Annotated in this window: 10 protein-coding genes; 2 read left to right on the top strand and 8 right to left on the bottom strand. The window is 44.3% G+C overall.

Going from position 1 to position 18,177, the window contains the following annotated elements; translation table 11 throughout:
• Window positions 1-20 precede the first annotated feature (20 nt).
• Both hsdR and AC5YB3_RS17475 read right to left on the bottom strand, forming a co-directional pair.
• Entirely contained in the window at window positions 21-2,498 is a 2,478-nt protein-coding gene (gene hsdR / locus AC5YB3_RS17480) for an EcoAI/FtnUII family type I restriction enzme subunit R (protein ID WP_494525832.1), read from the bottom strand.
• A gap of 395 nt (window positions 2,499-2,893) precedes the next feature.
• Window positions 2,894-3,772 carry a hypothetical protein gene (locus AC5YB3_RS17475; protein WP_432311410.1) on the bottom strand — a complete coding sequence of 293 codons (879 nt, stop codon included), beginning with the start codon at window positions 3,770-3,772 and terminating at the stop codon, window positions 2,894-2,896.
• An 816-nt stretch (window positions 3,773-4,588) separates the two neighbouring features.
• Here AC5YB3_RS17475 and AC5YB3_RS17470 point away from each other — a divergent pair.
• Window positions 4,589-4,798: a hypothetical protein gene (locus AC5YB3_RS17470; RefSeq protein ID WP_494525831.1), complete on the top strand. Its 210-nt coding sequence runs from the start codon at window positions 4,589-4,591 to the stop codon at window positions 4,796-4,798.
• Window positions 4,799-7,057: 2,259 nt separating this feature from the next.
• Window positions 7,058-7,252 carry a hypothetical protein gene (locus AC5YB3_RS17465; RefSeq protein ID WP_494525830.1) on the top strand — a complete coding sequence of 65 codons (195 nt, stop codon included), beginning with the start codon at window positions 7,058-7,060 and terminating at the stop codon, window positions 7,250-7,252.
• 627 nt (window positions 7,253-7,879) lie between these two features.
• Here AC5YB3_RS17465 and AC5YB3_RS17460 read toward each other — a convergent pair.
• The 6 genes from AC5YB3_RS17460 to AC5YB3_RS17435 all read right to left on the bottom strand — a co-directional run bounded on the left by AC5YB3_RS17460 (window position 7,880) and on the right by AC5YB3_RS17435 (window position 17,944).
• Window positions 7,880-8,335, bottom strand: a complete 456-nt coding sequence (locus AC5YB3_RS17460; protein WP_107404925.1) for a 5' nucleotidase, NT5C type — start codon at window positions 8,333-8,335, stop codon at window positions 7,880-7,882.
• A gap of 119 nt (window positions 8,336-8,454) precedes the next feature.
• On the bottom strand, window positions 8,455-9,996 hold the full coding sequence (locus tag AC5YB3_RS17455) for a tyrosine-type recombinase/integrase (RefSeq protein ID WP_011846135.1): 1,542 nt from the start codon (window positions 9,994-9,996) through the stop codon (window positions 8,455-8,457).
• 458 nt (window positions 9,997-10,454) lie between these two features.
• Complete coding sequence (locus AC5YB3_RS17450; protein ID WP_063884506.1) at window positions 10,455-12,575, bottom strand: methyl-accepting chemotaxis protein; 2,121 nt, start codon at window positions 12,573-12,575, stop codon at window positions 10,455-10,457.
• Window positions 12,576-12,805: 230 nt separating this feature from the next.
• A complete protein-coding gene (gene mak, locus AC5YB3_RS17445) occupies window positions 12,806-13,702 on the bottom strand; it encodes a fructokinase (protein WP_006080720.1) in 897 nt (298 codons plus the stop codon).
• Window positions 13,703-13,904: 202 nt separating this feature from the next.
• A complete protein-coding gene (locus AC5YB3_RS17440) occupies window positions 13,905-16,565 on the bottom strand; it encodes a glycoside hydrolase family 3 protein (protein WP_432362024.1) in 2,661 nt (886 codons plus the stop codon).
• Between the two features lie 83 nt (window positions 16,566-16,648).
• Complete coding sequence (locus tag AC5YB3_RS17435) at window positions 16,649-17,944, bottom strand: sugar MFS transporter (protein ID WP_494525829.1); 1,296 nt, start codon at window positions 17,942-17,944, stop codon at window positions 16,649-16,651.
• Between the last annotated feature and the right edge of the window lie 233 nt (window positions 17,945-18,177).

Here is an 18,177-nt window from a genome sequence, read left to right as displayed (position 1 = left end):
CAATCTGCGTATTAGGCTAATTATTGTGCTATTTGGTAGATTTCGGCTTCTAACTCACTAATGGCTTGTTCATATTGGGGTTTGCCACCAAAGCCTTTTTTGATGATGTCACTTAAACTGCCTATGTCATTAAATGGCTGAACTTTAAGCACTTGCAGATTTTCAATTTCTTGCACGCCCAAATCGGCGTATTTTACCAATAAATTTCCGAGTACGGCTTGGGCCGTGTCGGAATATTTAGTGAAATAATTGCGTTTTTTAACGTTTGAGGCACGCTCGGCACGGGTTAACGGCGGTTGGTCGTACACGACATGGCAAATCATATCGAAGGGATCCATGTCTTTGCCCACTTCTTCCTCAAGTGCTGACCAAATAATCCCCTCTTGCGCCAGCTCATCGATTACCGCTTGTTTACGATCGGCTTCATTCCAGCGTCTGACAAACTCATCAAGCGAACTGAACTGTTTCGCCATGGTTTTACGGGTGTAATCCTTAAAGGATTCGGTGACCAGTTTACCGTCGCTGTCGTAATACTGCACCCGCTCGGCAACTTTGCTGACTGTCACGCCAGATACGCGGTACTTGTTAACCTTACGAGTTTCGCCTTCGTCCCATTCACTTTCATCAAAGCTACCATCGCCTTGAGGATCATTTTTGGTGTTGTCTTGGCCTTCGCCTTGTTGCTCATCTTGAATGTCCCCCTGAGCATCTACCTCGTTTGGTTCATCATCAGCGGCATTAATATCCACGTCTTCATCTTTAATGTCTTCAGGCGTCACTTTAATTATTTTTTCAGGTGTGCCATCAAAACGTTCGTCGGCAAATAACTCGGTGGCCTTTTTGAAATCCAGAATGGTAAACCATAACTTATTGTATTTATCATCTATTCGAGTGCCGCGACCGATGATCTGCTTAAATTTGGTCATGGATTGAATATTTTGATCGAGCACCACTAACTTACAGGTTTTCGCATCGACACCTGTGGTCATGAGTTCTGAGGTGGTCGCAATAACCGGATAGGCCTTTTTAGGGTTGATGAAGTTATCCAGCTGGGCTTTGCCGAGTTCATCATCACCCGTGATCTTCATAACGTATTTGTCATTTTTCGCCATTTGCTCAGGGTTAAGATTGGCAAGTGCGCGGCGCATCCGTTCGGCGTGATCAATATCGTTGCAAAAAACAATGGTTTTACCCATAGGATCGGTGCGTTTAAGGTAGTTAGTGATGGTTTCGGCAACCAACTGAGTACGCTCATCAATCACCATAGTGCGGTCAAAGTCTTTTTGGTTGTAGATCCTATCTTCAATCACTTCGCCATTGTTGTCGATTTGCCCCTTTGTGGGTCGCCAGCCTTGTAAGTCCACATCAATATCCACCCGAACCACTTTATAAGGCGCTAAAAAACCATCGTCGATACCTTCTTTGAGCGAATAGGTGTAAAGCGGATCGCCAAAATAGTCAGAGTTAGATACCTCATCGGTTTCTTTTGGGGTTGCGGTTAAGCCCACTTGTGCGGCACTGCTGAAATACTCGAGAATTTCGCGCCAAGCGCTATCCTCACTGGCACTGCCACGATGACATTCATCAATAATGATCAGGTCAAAAAAGTCTGGAGCGACTTGTTTAAACGCTTTTTGACTCTCATCAGGGCCAGTCAGTGCTTGATAAAGTGCTAGATGGATTTCATAAGCAGGATCGACTGTTCGGCCAGTAATTTTGGTCATCGATGTGCCAAAGGGCTGAAAATCGTTTATGCGAGTTTGATCGACCAAAATATTACGGTCAGCGAGGAATAAGATGCGTTTCTTGGCGCGGGATTTCCATAACCGCCAAATGATTTGAAATGCTGTGTAGGTTTTACCTGTGCCCGTTGCCATCACCAGCAATACCCGATCTTTACCCGATGAGATAGCTTCAACGGTTTTATTGATGGCTTGCAACTGATAATAACGCGGGTGCTTACCCGTGCCGTCATCGTAATAGGCTTCGTTAATGATAGGTAACTGCGCCGCGGTATAACCTTTCCAAATACAGTATTTAGCCCAGAGTTCTTCAGGACTAGGAAAATCTTCTAAACGGATTTCGGATTCAAGAGTGTTAGCCTCTGGGGTGCCCGGGCTGTTTGTGATGGCATGGGTCTTGTCATGGAAGATAAAACCATCGCCGTTAGAGGCAAACACAAAGGGAACATCGAGCAAATGAGCATAATCGAGTGCTTGTTGTATGCCCTTACCGACTTCATGCTTATTCGCTTTAGCCTCAATCACCGCCAGCGGCATACTCGCTTTATGGTAGAGCACAATGTCGGCTGACTTAACCGTTGTGCGCATGCCCATTTGACCCCGCACAATCACCTTACCATCACGCAACTTCACCTCCTGGCGAATTTGCGTTATATCATCCCAACCCGCATTTTTTACCGCAGGCATGATGAACTTTGTGATGATATCTGTTTCGGTTAACTTTGCTTTATTGATGCTCGCGTTATGGTTGACCATTACTAATCCAATTCCCTCTAGATAGATAACCGAATATTCTGGTTATTGAGTTTGCCACAAAGCCCTTAAGTAACCTAGGGTTAGAACAGCAATAACCCTGTAATTATCTTATTTTGTGTTTTACATCAAAACCAAATAACGTGGACATTTCATCATAAATATCCAATCAACTGATTAATTTGCCCGAGGATGTGCTTACTTATCAATGTGGGGAACAGGGACGACCTCGCAATGAAGCCTTAACAGGCTGAAATAATAAAAAATTATTATTTCAGATGGCAGTACCAAAGTGTGCAGCCGACTTCATCTACTGGTAATGCATTGTAAAATCTTTGTATACCCTTCAAAAGGCACTTAGGTGCCTTTTGTCGTTTTGGGAAATTAGAGATTGTTTGTTAGCGATAAAACCGTTCGGTGAGTTCATCACACAGCAGAGTACGATAGATAATTCGTTGCTTAAGTGATGCCGCATCTTGCGCGGTTAATAAAGGCTGACGAGTCTTTTTATCAGGCCTTGTGGTTAACTCCTCATAGAGCTGCTCATGAAGTCGTTTAATGTCGCTAAAAATGTGCAAGGATTGAGAAAACAGCATGACCTTATCGTAATACCCTTGCCCTATCCCATCATGCCATTTCAGTAAAATGGTTTGCCGCGCGGCTTTTGTCTTAAAGGAATGCTCCATTTCGACAGCACAAATGGTTCCATCCACCTCCCTCACTATCCCATCCACATTTCGCACGCTGCAGTGAGTAAAACGCCGTTTAAACTCGGGCTCAGTCATCATGGCACACCATAGCGGATTAGGCTCACCGTTGGGCTTGTGATGATGAATGCCTTTCAACAACACAAACTGCATGATTAAGTCGTGCATTAAAGTGTTCTGGTTCACTTGCAGCGCCGGATGCTCTTTCGCACGATAGTAGACTGCAACATTCAGTATCTCTTCGGCGTATTTTGCGCCGCTGTAAGTGAGTGTATAAACACGGCCATCGTGGGAACGATGGGTAGTAACAAGGCAGAGCAGTTGCTCTTGGACAAGCTTATTTAAATGTTCCAGAGATTGCCGATGGCTGATGCCATAGAGCCAAGCAATGTTACTCGGTGAAATCAGACCGAATCGAGCCACCAATTTCATGGTGAACTCGCGGCGGATTTTCCCCGTTTTATTGTTATTTACGCCAGGTCGATATTGCATTTCGAAATTCAAAAACGGGTCGTATCGAAGTGGAAGATTCGCGACCGATTTATCCTTTGCGCTACTGTGTGATGTCATTAAAAATACCTTTGATTAAATGGGTACAATTAACTAGCCATCGAGGGGACAAATTTAACGCATTGATGATATTTTTGAGTGAATAGTTGCAGATTTTCATCACGATCAACTGCTTTCATCCTATCGGAATGAAAATAGCGATGAACATCGCTACCAAGCCAGCCTTTGGCTGATGAGTCACTTGCTGCGCAAACGACTCAGATGCCCTGAAGCGCCCGCCAGCTCTGATGACTCGTCATCGACGCTGGCTTACGAACTCCGTTCTAGCACTCCACGACATCAGACGCGCATGCACCGAGCTACGCTCTGTACTAACCGCATTTTCGCCGCTTACGTCGAGGGGGCGATGTGCCATCTTATTCCCCCTCGCGTCTCGCTCACTTTTCTCACGAAAAGTCTGGGGTTTAGCGGTGTATTTGTGCCAAATTCCCCCCTAAATTTTGCTGAGGCAAAACTAAAATGCGGTTAGTACAGACCAGCTGTACATGCGCGTGCTCCTTTGAGCCATTACTGCGTAATCGCCCAAATCCGCGCTTGAAAGCTTGTTATCACAAGCACTTTTGTCGCAGAAAATCGTACCGATTTTTGCTCGTCAAAAGCACATTCTGTTAACGCCAACCTGCAAGCTCAGCATTAAAATGTCGTCACTAATGTGAGTGTGAAGTCCGAGACAAGATAAAAAATGAAAGAAAAACAACAAAACTCACTCAACATTTTTATTGTCCACCATTGCGAAAAATATGCTTGAAAAAGTGCTTTTTTTCATTAATGTCAATTTAGGAGCTTTACTCTTAATCACATTAAAGGAATAACAGCATGACTGACAATAATCACAACGGCCCGATCGTAAACATTGATGGCACACCTATGATAGGTAACACAGGAGTCGATGTTCATGGCAACCCATTTGGCATTACTGAATCCGACATATCGGCGTGTAATAGCAGCACAAGCGATGATGCTTGGTCATTGCCTAATGACACATTTAGCTGCGATTTCGACAGTGGATTTGGGGATGGTTTCTAATTATGCGCCGTCATCTAAACGACAAAACACTTGCCAAATGGATACCTTTAGTCCTTTTGAGCATTATCACTATCATGTGCTTTTGCTGGTTTATCTATACTGAGGATATGAATTGCCTTTTACCTCCGTTAATACTGCATATTAAGTACGCCTTCGGTGTTTTAGCCTATGATAGACGTTATGCAAATACACCCGAGCCCGAGGATCCATGGGTGCGTTTTAAGTACATGATGTTCCGGTTTTGCTAAACCTCAACGTAACTAACCAGACAAATTAGTGAATGACGCCTACAGGGCGGTTAAGGAAAAATGATGGAATTTTTACTACCAATTGCGCTAATGATTATTGGCAGCATAGTGCTTGTGAAAAGATGTAAGCCAAAGAAATAGATAAGAAAAAACTCTGAGATTCGTGACCATAGTAAGGAATCTACCTAGGGTCTATTACTCTTCCGAGAGTTATTTTAGATAGCATGGCAAGAAGTTATAATTTGCTTTACCAAAAATAACTATAACCTCAAGCCATGCAAAGACTCCACAGGCCGTGTTGATCACTAAGAAACTAGCTTGTTTCCACTGGAAACAAGATCAACGCAGGCAGTAAGCCTACGTGGGCCATCGATAAAAAGCTGTTTCCAGTGGAAACAAACCCGCTGAATCGACCTGTAGCCACAACCCAGCGGTTGCCGCAAAATCATCCGGCCGTTAAACACCGCGAACAATAGACATCAATGAGGTCGTTGTTTCCACTGGAAACAAACCCGCTGAATTGACCTGTAGCCACAATCCAGCGGTTGCCTCAAAGTTATCCGGCCGTTAAACACCGCGAACAATAGACATCAATGAGGTCGTTGTTTCCAGTGGAAACAAGATTAACTCAGGTAATAACACAACTTGGGCCATCGATAAAAAAGCTGTTTCCAGTGGAAACAAACCCGCTGAATCGACCTGTAGCCGCAATCCAGCGGTTGCCTCAAAGTCATCCGGCCGTTAAAACCGCGAACAATAGACATCAATGAGGTCGTTGTTTCCACTGGAAATAAGATTAACTCAGGCAATAAGCCTACTTGGCCATCGATAAAAAGCTGTTTCCAGTGGAAACAAACCCGCTGAATCGACCTGTAGCCGCAACCCAGCGGTTTCCTAAAAGTCATCCGGCCGTTAAAAACCGCGAATAATAGACATCAATGAGGTCTTTGTTTCCAGTGGAAACAAGATTCACGCAGGCAAAAACCACCTTGGGCTTTGACAAGAAAGTTGTTTCCACTGGAAACAAGATTAACTCAGGCAGTAAGCCTACGTGGGCCATCGATAAAAAGCTGTTTCCAGTGGAAACAAACCCGTTGAATCGACCTGTAGCCGCAACCCAGCGGTTTCCTAAAAGTCATCCGGCCGTTAAACACCGCGAACAATAGACATCAATGAGGTCTTTGTTTCCACTGGAAACAAGAATAGCTCAGACAAATAGCTACAGCTGATCACTAAGAAAATAGCTTGTTTCCAATGGAAACAAGATCAGCGCAGGCAATAAGCAAACGAGGGCTATCGATAAAAAAGCTGTTTCCAGTGGAAACAAACTCGCTGAATCGACCTGTAGCCGCAATCCAGCGGTTGCCTCAAAGTCATCCGGCCGTTAAAACCGCGAACAATAGACATCAATGAGGTCGTTGTTTCCACTGGAAACAAGATTAACTCAGGCAATAAGCCTATCTGGGCCATCGATAAAAAAGCTGTTTCCACTGGAAACAAACCCGCTGAATTGACCTGTAGCCACAATCCAGCGGTTGCCTCAAAGTTATCCGGCCGTTAAACACCGCGAACAATAGACATCAATGAGGTCGTTGTTTCCACTGGAAACAAGATTAACTCAGGCAATAAGCCTACCTGGGCCATCGATAAAAAAGCTGTTTCCATTGGAAACAAACCCGCTGAATCGACCTGTAGCCGCAATCCAGCGGTTTCCTCAAAGTCATCCGGCCGTTAAAACCGCGAACAATAGACATCAATGAGGTCGTTGTTTCCAGTGGAAACAAGATTCACGCAGACAATAACCCAACTTGGGCCATCGATAAAAAAGCTGTTTCCACTGGAAACAAACCCGCTGAATTGACCTGTAGCCGCAACCCAGCGGTTGTATCAAAGTCATCCGGCCGTTAAACACCGCGAATAATAGACATCAACGAGGTCTTTGCTTCCAGTGGAAACAAGATTCACGCAGACAATAAACCAACGTAGGCTATCTAGAAGGAAGTTGTTTCCAATGGAAAAAAGATCAACGCAGGCAAAAACCACCTTGGGCTTTGACAAGAAAGTTGTTTCCACTGGAAACAAGATTAACTCAGGCAATAAGCCTACCTGGGCCATCGATAAAAAAGCTGTTTCCACTGGAAACAAACCCGCTGAATTGACCTGTAGCCACAATCCAGCGGTTGCCTCAAAGTCATCCGGCCGTTAAACACCGCGAACAATAGACATCAATGAGGTCGTTGTTTCCTCTGGAAACAAGATTAACTCAGGTAATAACACAACTTGGGCCATCGATAAAAAAGCTGTTTCCAGTGGAAACAAACCCGCTGAATCGACCTGTAGCCGCAATCCAGCGGTTGCCTCAAAGTCATCCGGCCGTTAAAACCGCGAACAATAGACATCAATGAGGTCGTTGTTTCCAGTGGAAACAAGATTCACGCAGACAATAACCCAACGTGGGCTATCTAGAAGGAAGTTGTTTCCAATGGAAAAAAGATCAACGCAGGCAAAAACCACCTTAGGCTTTGACAAGAAAGTTGTTTCCACTGGAAACAAGATTAACTCAGGCAAAAAAACCTCCTTGGGCCTTCGACAAGAGAGTTGCTTCCAGTGGACACAAGATTCACGCAGACAATAAGCCAACGTGGGCTATCGAGAAGGAAATTGTTTCCACTGGAAACAAGATTAACTCAGGCAATAAGCCAACGTGGGCTATCGAGAAGGAAATTGTTTCCACTGGAAACAAGATCAGCGCAGGCAATAAGCAAACGAGGGCTATCGATAAAAAGCTGTTTCCAGTGAAAACAAGAACGACAATTGAAAGGATCTTTAATCATCAAAGCAAGTTATTAAATAATTCAATCTCAACAGCACTCCAGTCTGGAAAGCGAATCGAACCAAACTGCCACAAATCCCCCTTAAAAAACTCTTGGCCCTTTCCTTCAACGTGGTCGTCGATAAGAATATCTCCCTTCAGTAATCCTTTGTTCGGAATGATGATAAGACGACTGACATATTCCATGCCTAAGTGTTGCTCTACCCAAATACGCTTCTCCATATAACACAATGGATTTTGCAGACTTGGCGCTGTGGCTATATAAGGTTCAATTTCTGGATGTTCAAGCATCTTTTTCATCACAGCAATGCCACCTATTTTAGGGGCTAAGCAGCTGAAAAATCCCAATTCAGCTTGAGGGTATGCCTGCTCAGGTTTCTGGAGTTTTTTAAAGGTTACAGCTTCTGTATAATTTACAAGCACATCGTCCATATCTACATATACGATTTTTGGCATAGCCTTACCATTCATAACAAAACCAACCTAAGTAACTGTATTAAAATATGATTATTATAATAAGACATCTGCATTCTCACAATATAGAAGAGTACGTTCTATAGAAGCAGTGTCTTAACTTACTTAAGAAAGTCAGGTAATGCACCCACTTGTCTTGATTTATCAAGTGTATTCACAGCTTCAAACCTTGAGCTATCCATCAAATGTGCATAACGTTTAGTTGTCTCAATCTGTTGATGGTTTAGCAGCTGACTAACCATATAGATGTTACCAGTCTGCATCATCACTTTAGATGCAAAATCATGCCGTAAATCGTACAACCTAAAATTTTCAATTTTTGCCTCTTTAATAATCATGTCCCATGATTTTTTTATTGTGGTGAGCTGAAGCTCAGGATTAGCTGGCGATGGAAATAACCAAGCATCCATTCTGGTCTTAAAATAACTAGCAGATTCGTTATGAATGCCATGTTTACGCCATTCTTTTAGTGTCTCCAACGCCAGAGAATTTAAAGGAATAACATTAGATATTCCGCGTTTATCAATCGATTTTCGAATACGGAAAAATTTTGAGTCCAAGTCAACATCAGACCATTTTGAATTGAACAACGTACCAGGCCTAATTCCCGTCTCTTTGAACAAAATAATAAAAGGTGAAACATGATCCACAAAATGACAACTTTCGAGATGCGCTGGCGTTTCTAGCCTGCGTAATATCCTATGCTCAATCGTCCTAGCTCTTTGCTCATGTTTTAATGAGTTGCGCTGGTTAATTGCAGCATACAGCCTTAATTCCTCATGGTCAGATAGATAACGAATGACCTGATTATCGACTCTTATTCTAGGTAAGCTATACAGATCATGATCTTTAATAAGACCTTTTTCCTTTGCTAACTGGATACAGGCTCGAAAAGTGCAAATACCTTCTTTCATCGTTGAAGGACTCAACGTCCAAAGACTATCACCCGCAGCTAACTGCCTTTTCGTCAACTTTCGCTCTTTAGATTTCATCCACTGCCGTACCAAATCAGCATTAATATTACCGATAGGGCTATCTAGTAAATGCCCAAAATGACGTGAAATGATATCCACCTTCACCATTACCGTTTTTGGATTTTCATATCGTTTTGTCTCTACATATTCTCCATATAAAAAATCCCTAAGGGAAACACTACTCTCTCCACTTGCGGATGTTCCACGTTGTTTGTCGACGATTTTTATCCCTAGATTATTTCCTGCTTTAACGTGTTGTGCAGCCTTCAGAAGAACTTGAAAATTAGAATTGGTCAAATTGCCAAGCTTTATTGTTTTCAGCGCTGCAGAAAGCGTATCACGCTGCCTTAGGTAAACACTCGCGAGAGATTCTCCTATCGCTGTAAGCTTTTCATTTTTCAATGTAAATTCAGACTTGTAAAGCCGAATTGAAAGACCTGCTATCTCATGACTATTTATAGCCAAGTATTTAGAATTCCCCGCCCACCAACTTTCTATGCTCTCGTGGAAAGCAGCTAGTTCTGCAAACGTAAATTGACTATTTAAATACACCTCAAACTCTTGGACAACTTTTAATCTCTTCCTAGTAGAAGAGACTCTGTAACCTAAGTAGGCCAAAAAACTTGATATAGATTGATTGGTAAACGCAATTTTTAATGTCTTATTCATGTGCTATCTCACTTCAATTTGATGAAATTTGATCGCACACCTATCGCACATGATACATGCAAAACAGTGCAAAACCATGCAAAACCCTAAGTTGCCAAAAATGCAAAAAATATTTACTATCAACAACTTAACATGATTTCACAGGTCAGGTAAATCATTCAGGATCGACTCATAATCGTTAGGTCCACGGTTCAAGTCCGTGAGGGGCCACCACCCGATTCAACAAAAAAGCCCATTGAAAAATGGGCTTTTTTGTATCTAAAATATTTGTCCTGCCAATCATCGCATAATCAGCATGCATTTACAGCTGGCTCGCTCGCTGACTATTTTATGGCTTCAGCCTGTTCTTTGGTATTTACCATTACCATAAAAATAGGCCCTTTGATCAGTGCTTAACCAACAACACAATCAAAGAGCCTATTTAAAATCAATGCGCTAACTCAGCAAACCTCTGAGTGCTAGGTTTTTAACTTACCTAACTGCTCATGCTGCTGTTTCACTAAGTTTGCTAAAACTACACTGCTTTGCTGTGCTTCACCCGCAAGACGTGCAAGTTCAGAAGCCGAATCAGAAATCCCTGTGATATTGCGATTAACCTCTTCAGTCACCGCGCTTTGCTCTTCTGCGGCGGCGGCAATATGGGTCACTTGGTCCGAGATTTCCCCAATCTGACTCACCATTGAATTCAATGAGTTTAACGCTTGCTCAGTTTGAGATACGGCCATTTGTGCCCGCTCAGCACCTTTATCTATGATGCCAGAAGCGCTTTGGACTTCTTTTTGCAGTGCGTCGATAAGGGTACTAATATCGTTCGTCGAGCTCTGAGTCTTAGATGCTAGCGCGCGGACTTCGTCAGCCACCACCGCAAAGCCGCGTCCTTGCTCGCCCGCCCTTGCCGCTTCAATCGCAGCATTGAGTGCCAACAGGTTAGTCTGTGCGGCAATGGAGCTTATCACCTCAAGGATACGACTGATGTTCATACTGCTCTCAGCCACTTTACTCACCGCCAGCTTAGCCTCCATAGACTCCTGAGACATAGTCGCGACAAAACCCATTGCTTTAGTCAGGCTCTCTTCGCTATGACGAATATTGCGCGACATAGCTTCAGTTTCTGCCGCCGTTTGCTCAGACGCCTTAGCAACTTCTAGTGCAGTAGCACTCATTTGATTCACAGCAGTTACCACACTCTCAATTTCACCGTACTGGCGATTCACACTGTCACGGGTGAGCTGCGCAATTTTCGCAGAGGCTTGGCTTTCCTCCTGAGAGCGGCTCGCAAGCGTTTTAAGCTCGGCAATCAGATTTTTAAGTTTATAAATAAAGGAGTTGAAACCTTTTGCTAACGCAATCAATTCAGCATGGGAATCAACCTCAATCGATTGCGTTAAATCGCCATCGGCACTCGCAAGATGCTCTACACGGCCCTGGATCATCCTCAATGGTGAGATAATGCTACGGATCACTAAGCTAATGGTAATCACAGCGGCAATCGATACCACAATACCCACGATCAGCAGCAAACTGCCTAAGGAAGTCGCCATCTCATCCATATCATTATTTAGCTCAATCGAGCTCTTATACGCCTGTGCAGTCGGCACTTGGATAACCAAGGACCACTCGGCATTCGCTAGCGGGATCTTAATGGGATAGGCAACAATAATTTCATCATCGTTAACCATGTAGCCGGAATTCTTGTGCAGGGAGATGATTTGCGAAGCGAGAGTAGGATTTATCGACTCAGCTAATGGACGCGCCTTTTTACTGTAATGACTGGCCGCGACCACTAAACCGCGGGTGCTCAGCAAAGTCACTTTCGCTTGTCCATCGTAGAGGCTTTTGGATAACTTATCGATAAGGGTTTGAAACACTGGCAAGTTTACATCTACACCGACTATACCGATAAATTGCTTATGTTTAAGCACGGGCACAGTCAACGAGGTCATTAATGCTTTGTTGCCTGGAGTGATCTCGTATAAGTACGGCTCCATTAAACAGGGCTTTAAGGTTTCTTTACCACATAAATACCATTCAGCATCACGGATCCCAAACTCATTTAAGCTAGTGAGGTACTTTTCTGCCGAATCTTCAACTTGGTTATGCTCCACAGTGCCATCGTCGTTACGGGTGTAATAGACCTCTAGAGCGCCAGATGTCGCCACACTGTGACTGACATTAACATTCAAAAACTCACTGTCGAGCCCATCATAACCATTAGGTTCGAACTGGGCATACATGGAAGAGACTTGCGCATTCTTCTTCAGCACTGCCGCTACTGCGAGTTCTAAGCGGTCACGTTTTAAGGGTAATTCCTCGGCAGTACTTTCAAGCATACCCGCAAAAGAGAAAGGAATTCGGTAGGCTTCATTGATAAATCCGGCGACCATTTCACCATATTCACCGGCGCGGGCTTCGAGTTTATCCCGCGTTTCCGTTTGTAGGGTATTTTGAACTTGATCCGACAATTGTGCGTTTTGAGCCGACAGCGTCCACCATAAACTGATAGATAAAATAGCCACTATCGATAAAAATAATGCTGATGTAATCCACAACAACTTAGTACTGATGGACAAATGCTTCATCTAGTAAACTCCCAAGAGAACGACAATAGCGTAATTATTATGATCTAATTCATTTTTATACTTTCTACCCAGCATTAAAAATAGCACTTAGCGTAAGAATTACCAGCACTTAAGATAAAGATTTGCTAATGAAATGTAAAACTTTAGAATGACAAAATCAAAAAAAGGCCGAATTCAAATAAATGAATTCGGCCTTTAATTTCAAACACTATTTCAGATGATGTCTAAAATTAGCGTCCCCACAACCAAGCGGCACCACGCACCCCCGATGAAGCGCCATAACAGTTTTTAACAACCGGAGTGTGACACTCACGGCCAACCACATATAGTGGTAAAACTTTTGGCAATTCAGTGTAAATGGCATCGATATTAGAGACTCCGCCGCCAAGGACGATTACATCAGGATCCATCATATTGATCACATGGGCCAATGAGCGGGCTAAACGATCAATAAAGCGATCAAATGCTTGAGTCGCCAACGGATCGCCTGCTTGCATCATTTGGGCGATTTCAATACCACTGTCAGCGACACCACCTGCGGCGCGAAAATCGCGTACAAAGCCCGTGCCAGATATAAAAGTCTCGATGCAGTCTCTGTTACCACAAAAACACGTCGTGGTATTAAATTCATCGGCTTTCATCCAAGGTAAAGGATTATGCCCCCACTCACCGCCTATGCCATTACCACCATCATGCACTTGGCCTTTGATGGCGATACCTGCACCACATCCAGTACCAATAATGGCGCCAAAGACCACTGACTTGCCAGCAGCTGCGCCATCGACCGCTTCTGATACGGCAAAACAGTTCGCATCATTAGCGATTTTCACCTTACGGTTTAATCGAGCGCCCAGATCCACATCGAGGGGATGGCCATTGATCCACGTTGAATTAGCATTTTTAACTAGGCCAGTAAAAGGAGAAATCACCCCTGGAATACCTATGCCTATTGTGGCGGTTTGTTGCAAGCTCTCTTCGACTTCTGTCACGAGTGCGACTAATGCATCGACTGTCGCAACATATTCTCTTGGCGTTGGGATGCGTTTACGAAACACTTCTTTACCATCGTCATCCAATGCGACTAACTCGATTTTTGTGCCGCCAAGATCGATACCAATTCGTAACATCAACTTACTCCATCTCAATATATTTAACGCAAAGCGGCTCAGTGAAGCTCGGCTCTACTGCCTGATGCCATACACTGTAATTGAAAACTGCCTCAGGTCAAAAACAACATTAGCCCCTGTCAAAGTAAAGGCTGTTTATTACAGCAAACAATGAAGGCGCAGTCGTCATGTAAACGAGCCAACTGCGCCTTGGGATTTTACATTACGGACACTCGACTGACGCCATACTGGCCGTCTTTGGCTTTAAGATAATATCGCTAAAACTGATATCCACAGCGCCCGATGATGACAATGTGAAAGGCGAGATAATTTTACCAAAATCAATCCCCTGCCCCTGATAGCAAGTGAGATCTATGTTTAGTTCACTCCAAGTATCAAGGCTTAACGCGCTTAGCTGAGTGCTGATATCCACATTGGCTCGACAATCGCCTTCGCAGGTCATGCCGACATTAACAGGCGCTTTAATCGATGAACCGACTTTAACCTGCATACTCAACACTGACTTGCTCGCCAGATAAGCCCGTAAGTCTTCAGGGAAGTTCCCCTGCAAACTCACAAAACCAAGCGCCTTACCGTTAAAGCTGACATGGCGTGCATCTTCTTGTACTTGTTTATCAAAGGTTTTAATCGTGACAACATCATTCGACTGCACGCTGCTGGCGATAGGTTCCATCGAAACCTTGTCACCTTCAACACTGCCAATCAGCATTTTCCAAGGCGCCTTAACGGCACGCTCGAATAACGGCTTCTGGCTGAGTTGCACTTGTTCACTGAAATTATCTTCAGACAAACTATTCGATAATATCGCAGGCGCAGTACTATTTGCCTTATCCGCATAGCTCAGGCCATAGCCATAGGGAAGTAATGGCGAATAATCACTGTCATGAACATTCACTTGAGTTTGCTGCGGTGTCGACGGCCATGAGAAAGATAATTTGCCATTAAAGTCATACTGAACATCACCATTAGCTTGAGTGAATAACACTTCACTAATCCCTGCTCCTTCAGTGCCAGGCAACCAAGCGGCGACAAAAGCGTCAGAGGCATTGAGCTCAGGATTGACCCACAAAGGTCGACCGCTAATAAACACAGAGACCACAGGAATCCCAGCGGCTTTGAGCTTTTGTAATAAAGCTAAGTCACGCTTGTTTCCCCTTTGATATTCAAGATTATCGATATCTCCATTCCCTTCGGCATAGGGCTCTTCACCAAATACGACAATCGCCACATCGGGTTTATTCGCAGCATCAAATTGACCATCAACACTCAGCACAGCGCTACCACCGCTGGCAGAAACCGCCTTTGCTATACCGGCATATATCGATGTCGCTCCAGGGAAATCTGCATTTTGGTTATCTGTACCCTGCCAAGTAATAGACCAACCACCCGATTGCTTGCCAATATTATCGGCGGCATCACCCGCGACGAGTACCTTAGCTTTGGGCGATAGCGGCAGTAAATGCTGATTATTTTTCAATAATACCAATGATTCACGCACCGCTTGGCGCGCAACATCCCTGTGGCTAGCTTGGCCAATCAACTCGGTTTTACCCGATAAAGGACGCTTAGCAGGACTTGGCTTTTCAAATAATCCCGCCCGAATTTTTACGCGCAGGATACGACTCACTGCATCATCAATCCGCGCTTGGCTGATCAAACCCGACTTAACTTGCGCGATAGTGTTTTCATATAAGGGTTTCCATGCGGCCGTAGGCACCATAAATACGTCTAAGCCCGCATTAACGGCCAGAGGACAGGATTCGTTACTGCAACCTTCAACCTGCCCATGACCATTCCAATCGCCAACGACAAAGCCATCAAAGCCCATGCGAGCCTTAAGTACATCGGTCAATAAATAAGGATTACCGTGATTTTTAGCGCCGTGCCAGCTATTGAATGAGGCCATTACCGTTTGTGCGCCTGCAGTTAACCCGCCGACATAACCTTGGGCATGAATATCAAATAAGGCTTGTTCGGATGCGATATTATCGCCCTGATCATCCCCGCCTTCGGTCCCACCATCCCCTAAGAAATGTTTTACCGTAGCGATAACATGCTGATCTGATAAGAAGTCTTTATCATTGCCCCCTTGTAATCCCTCGACAATTGCGTGCGAATAGGATTTAACGATGGCAGGATCTTCAGAATAACCCTCGTAGGTTCGTCCCCAGCGGTCATCACGCACCACAGCGACAGTCGGCGCAAATACCCAATCAATTCCCGTCACCATGACTTCTTTGGCAGTAATCGCAGCAATTTGCTGAATAAGCTCAGGATGATGGGCAGCACCTAACCCTATGTTATGTGGGAACAGTGTTGCGCCAATCACATTGTTGTGACCATGAACCGCATCCGTGCCCCACATGGTTGGAATACTGATGCCATCGAGCGAATCATCCATAGAGGCTTGAAACATAGCGTCGGCTAAGGCAATCCAATCTGCTGGCGTCGCATGTTTATCTTGGTTCGGGTAAGAACCGCCACCATTCAAATAGGAACCAAAACCATATTTGCGCATGTCTTCGACCGTGATATCACGGATCTCAGGTTGGATCATCTGCGCGACTTTCTGCTCTAGCGTCATTTTTGCTAATAAATCCGCGACGCGTTTTTCAACATCGGCTTGATTTGTATGGGGGATAGTTAACTGCGGCCAAATATTAATATCGGTAGGCTTGCCATCGATACTGTAGCCATTCGGGCTATTGGGTGAGCTAGATGCGGCCACATCACTAGGCTTAACAGACTGACTGTCAGCTGCTTTTATCTGCTCTGTTTTACTGCATCCGCTTAAACTGGCGCAGGTCAGCACAGCCAATAAACTCAAGCTAAAGGTTTTGGGTCTCAATGCGATAACGCTCATAATTCTCGCCCTCAAAAAATAAAATGTCTTAATACACACGCCGTGTGCGCATCCATGTGTTTAATCGTCGTGTTTTAATTGATTTAAAATCTTGGTCTTGGGGCATCACAGCCCTTAGCCCCGTAATAGGCGATAAAGCCATAGCAAATCAGCGGTAAGATAAAGGCCAATTGGATACCCAAATGATCGGCTAACATACCTTGAAATAAGGGCACAATCGCGCCGCCCACAATCGCCAAACATAAAATGCCAGAACCTTGGCTGGTGTGTTGTTCAAGATCTTGTAATGCCAAGCTGAAAATGGTCGGGAACATAATAGAGTTACATAACCCAACTAACAGTAAGGCCCACATCGCCATCGCCCCCGCACTAAATATGGCTAAGGCCACCAGCAAGCAAGCACAAATCGCATTAAAGGCTAACACTTTGCCGGCCTTGATTTTTTGCATCACAGCCGCGCCGATAAAGCGCCCAACCATAGCGCCACCAAAATAGTAAGCAATATAGTGCGCAGCTTCGGCGTGGGTGTAACCGCCAATATCTGGCTGAACTAAAAAGCTAATCAGAAAACTCCCAATGGCGACTTCGGCGCCCACATACACAAAAATTCCCACGCTACCGAGAACAAGATGTGGAAATTGCCATGCACTGCCCAGCACTTTAGCACTGCTCGCTGGCAGTTTTTGACCTAAAAAAGGCAGCTTTAACAGTATAAAAATCACCGCCAGCACAAATAAACTGGCCGCTAAAATCAAATAGGGAACTTGTACTGTGCTCGCTTGAGCCGCAGCGCTGACTACAAGGTCAGGAGCAGCCTCTCCCGTCATTTGATGTGAAGTCGATAAAATCAACCAACTACCAAAAAACGGAGCAACTGTGGTGCCAAAGGAATTAAACGCTTGGGTCAGAGTGAGTCTCGATGACGCGGTTTTAGCAGGTCCCAGCACGCTGACGTAGGGATTAGCCGCCACTTGCAGAATGGTAATGCCAGAGGCTAAAACAAAAAAAGCGCCTAGGAACATCCAATAGGAGGCGAAACTCGCCGAAGGATAGAATAATAAGCAGCCTAAACACGCAATACCAAGCCCAGTGACTATGCCTTTTTGATAACCAATCTTACCCACAAGTGCACCCGCTGGGATTGAGACAATAAAGTAAGCCCCAAAAAAACAAAACTGCACCAACATGGCTTGGGCGTAATTCAGCTCAAACATGTTTTTTAAATAAGGTATTAAGATATCGTTAAGACAAGTAATGAATCCCCACATGAAAAACAACGATGTTAATGCCACTAAAGCGAACCTAAAGTTGCCACTCTGGTGCACACTCGTTGCCGCCTCACTCACTGCACTCGCCTCAGTTTCATTTGCAATAGCCATGTTTGCCCTATTCTCCCCAACCGATTATCTAGATAAAAACGTTTAATCTTCTTAGTCAAAATGGCGTGATTAATTTATCCAAATCACATATTGACCTTTTTATGATTAGTCACTAACCTCGATGTAAGCGCTTTCATTGTTAACATGTCGATAACCAAAGTCAATATTTTTAGTGACAGTCGGCAAGCATCTTTACTCTCTTTATCTTGAACTCTGTGTTTTTAAATCGCAGG

The sequence above is a fragment of the Shewanella sp. 1311 genome, from assembly GCF_059338235.1.
Note: the sequence above shows the minus strand (reverse complement) of the source record. Positions and strands in the feature narration are given on the sequence as shown.

What these genes read in the sequence shown, in the direction of transcription:
- AC5YB3_RS17470 (WP_494525831.1), top strand. Translation starts at nt 4,589, where the DNA reads ATGACTGACAATAATCACAACGGCCCGATCGTAAACATTGATGGCACA.
- AC5YB3_RS17465 (WP_494525830.1), top strand. Translation starts at nt 7,058, where the DNA reads ATGGAAAAAAGATCAACGCAGGCAAAAACCACCTTGGGCTTTGACAAG.
- AC5YB3_RS17460 (WP_107404925.1), bottom strand. Translation starts at nt 8,335, where the DNA reads ATGCCAAAAATCGTATATGTAGATATGGACGATGTGCTTGTAAATTAT.
- mak (WP_006080720.1), bottom strand. Translation starts at nt 13,702, where the DNA reads ATGTTACGAATTGGTATCGATCTTGGCGGCACAAAAATCGAGTTAGTC.
- AC5YB3_RS17450 (WP_063884506.1), bottom strand. Translation starts at nt 12,575, where the DNA reads ATGAAGCATTTGTCCATCAGTACTAAGTTGTTGTGGATTACATCAGCA.
- AC5YB3_RS17475 (WP_432311410.1), bottom strand. Translation starts at nt 3,772, where the DNA reads ATGACATCACACAGTAGCGCAAAGGATAAATCGGTCGCGAATCTTCCA.
- hsdR (WP_494525832.1), bottom strand. Translation starts at nt 2,498, where the DNA reads ATGGTCAACCATAACGCGAGCATCAATAAAGCAAAGTTAACCGAAACA.
- AC5YB3_RS17440 (WP_432362024.1), bottom strand. Translation starts at nt 16,565, where the DNA reads ATGAGCGTTATCGCATTGAGACCCAAAACCTTTAGCTTGAGTTTATTG.
- AC5YB3_RS17435 (WP_494525829.1), bottom strand. Translation starts at nt 17,944, where the DNA reads ATGGCTATTGCAAATGAAACTGAGGCGAGTGCAGTGAGTGAGGCGGCA.
- AC5YB3_RS17455 (WP_011846135.1), bottom strand. Translation starts at nt 9,996, where the DNA reads ATGAATAAGACATTAAAAATTGCGTTTACCAATCAATCTATATCAAGT.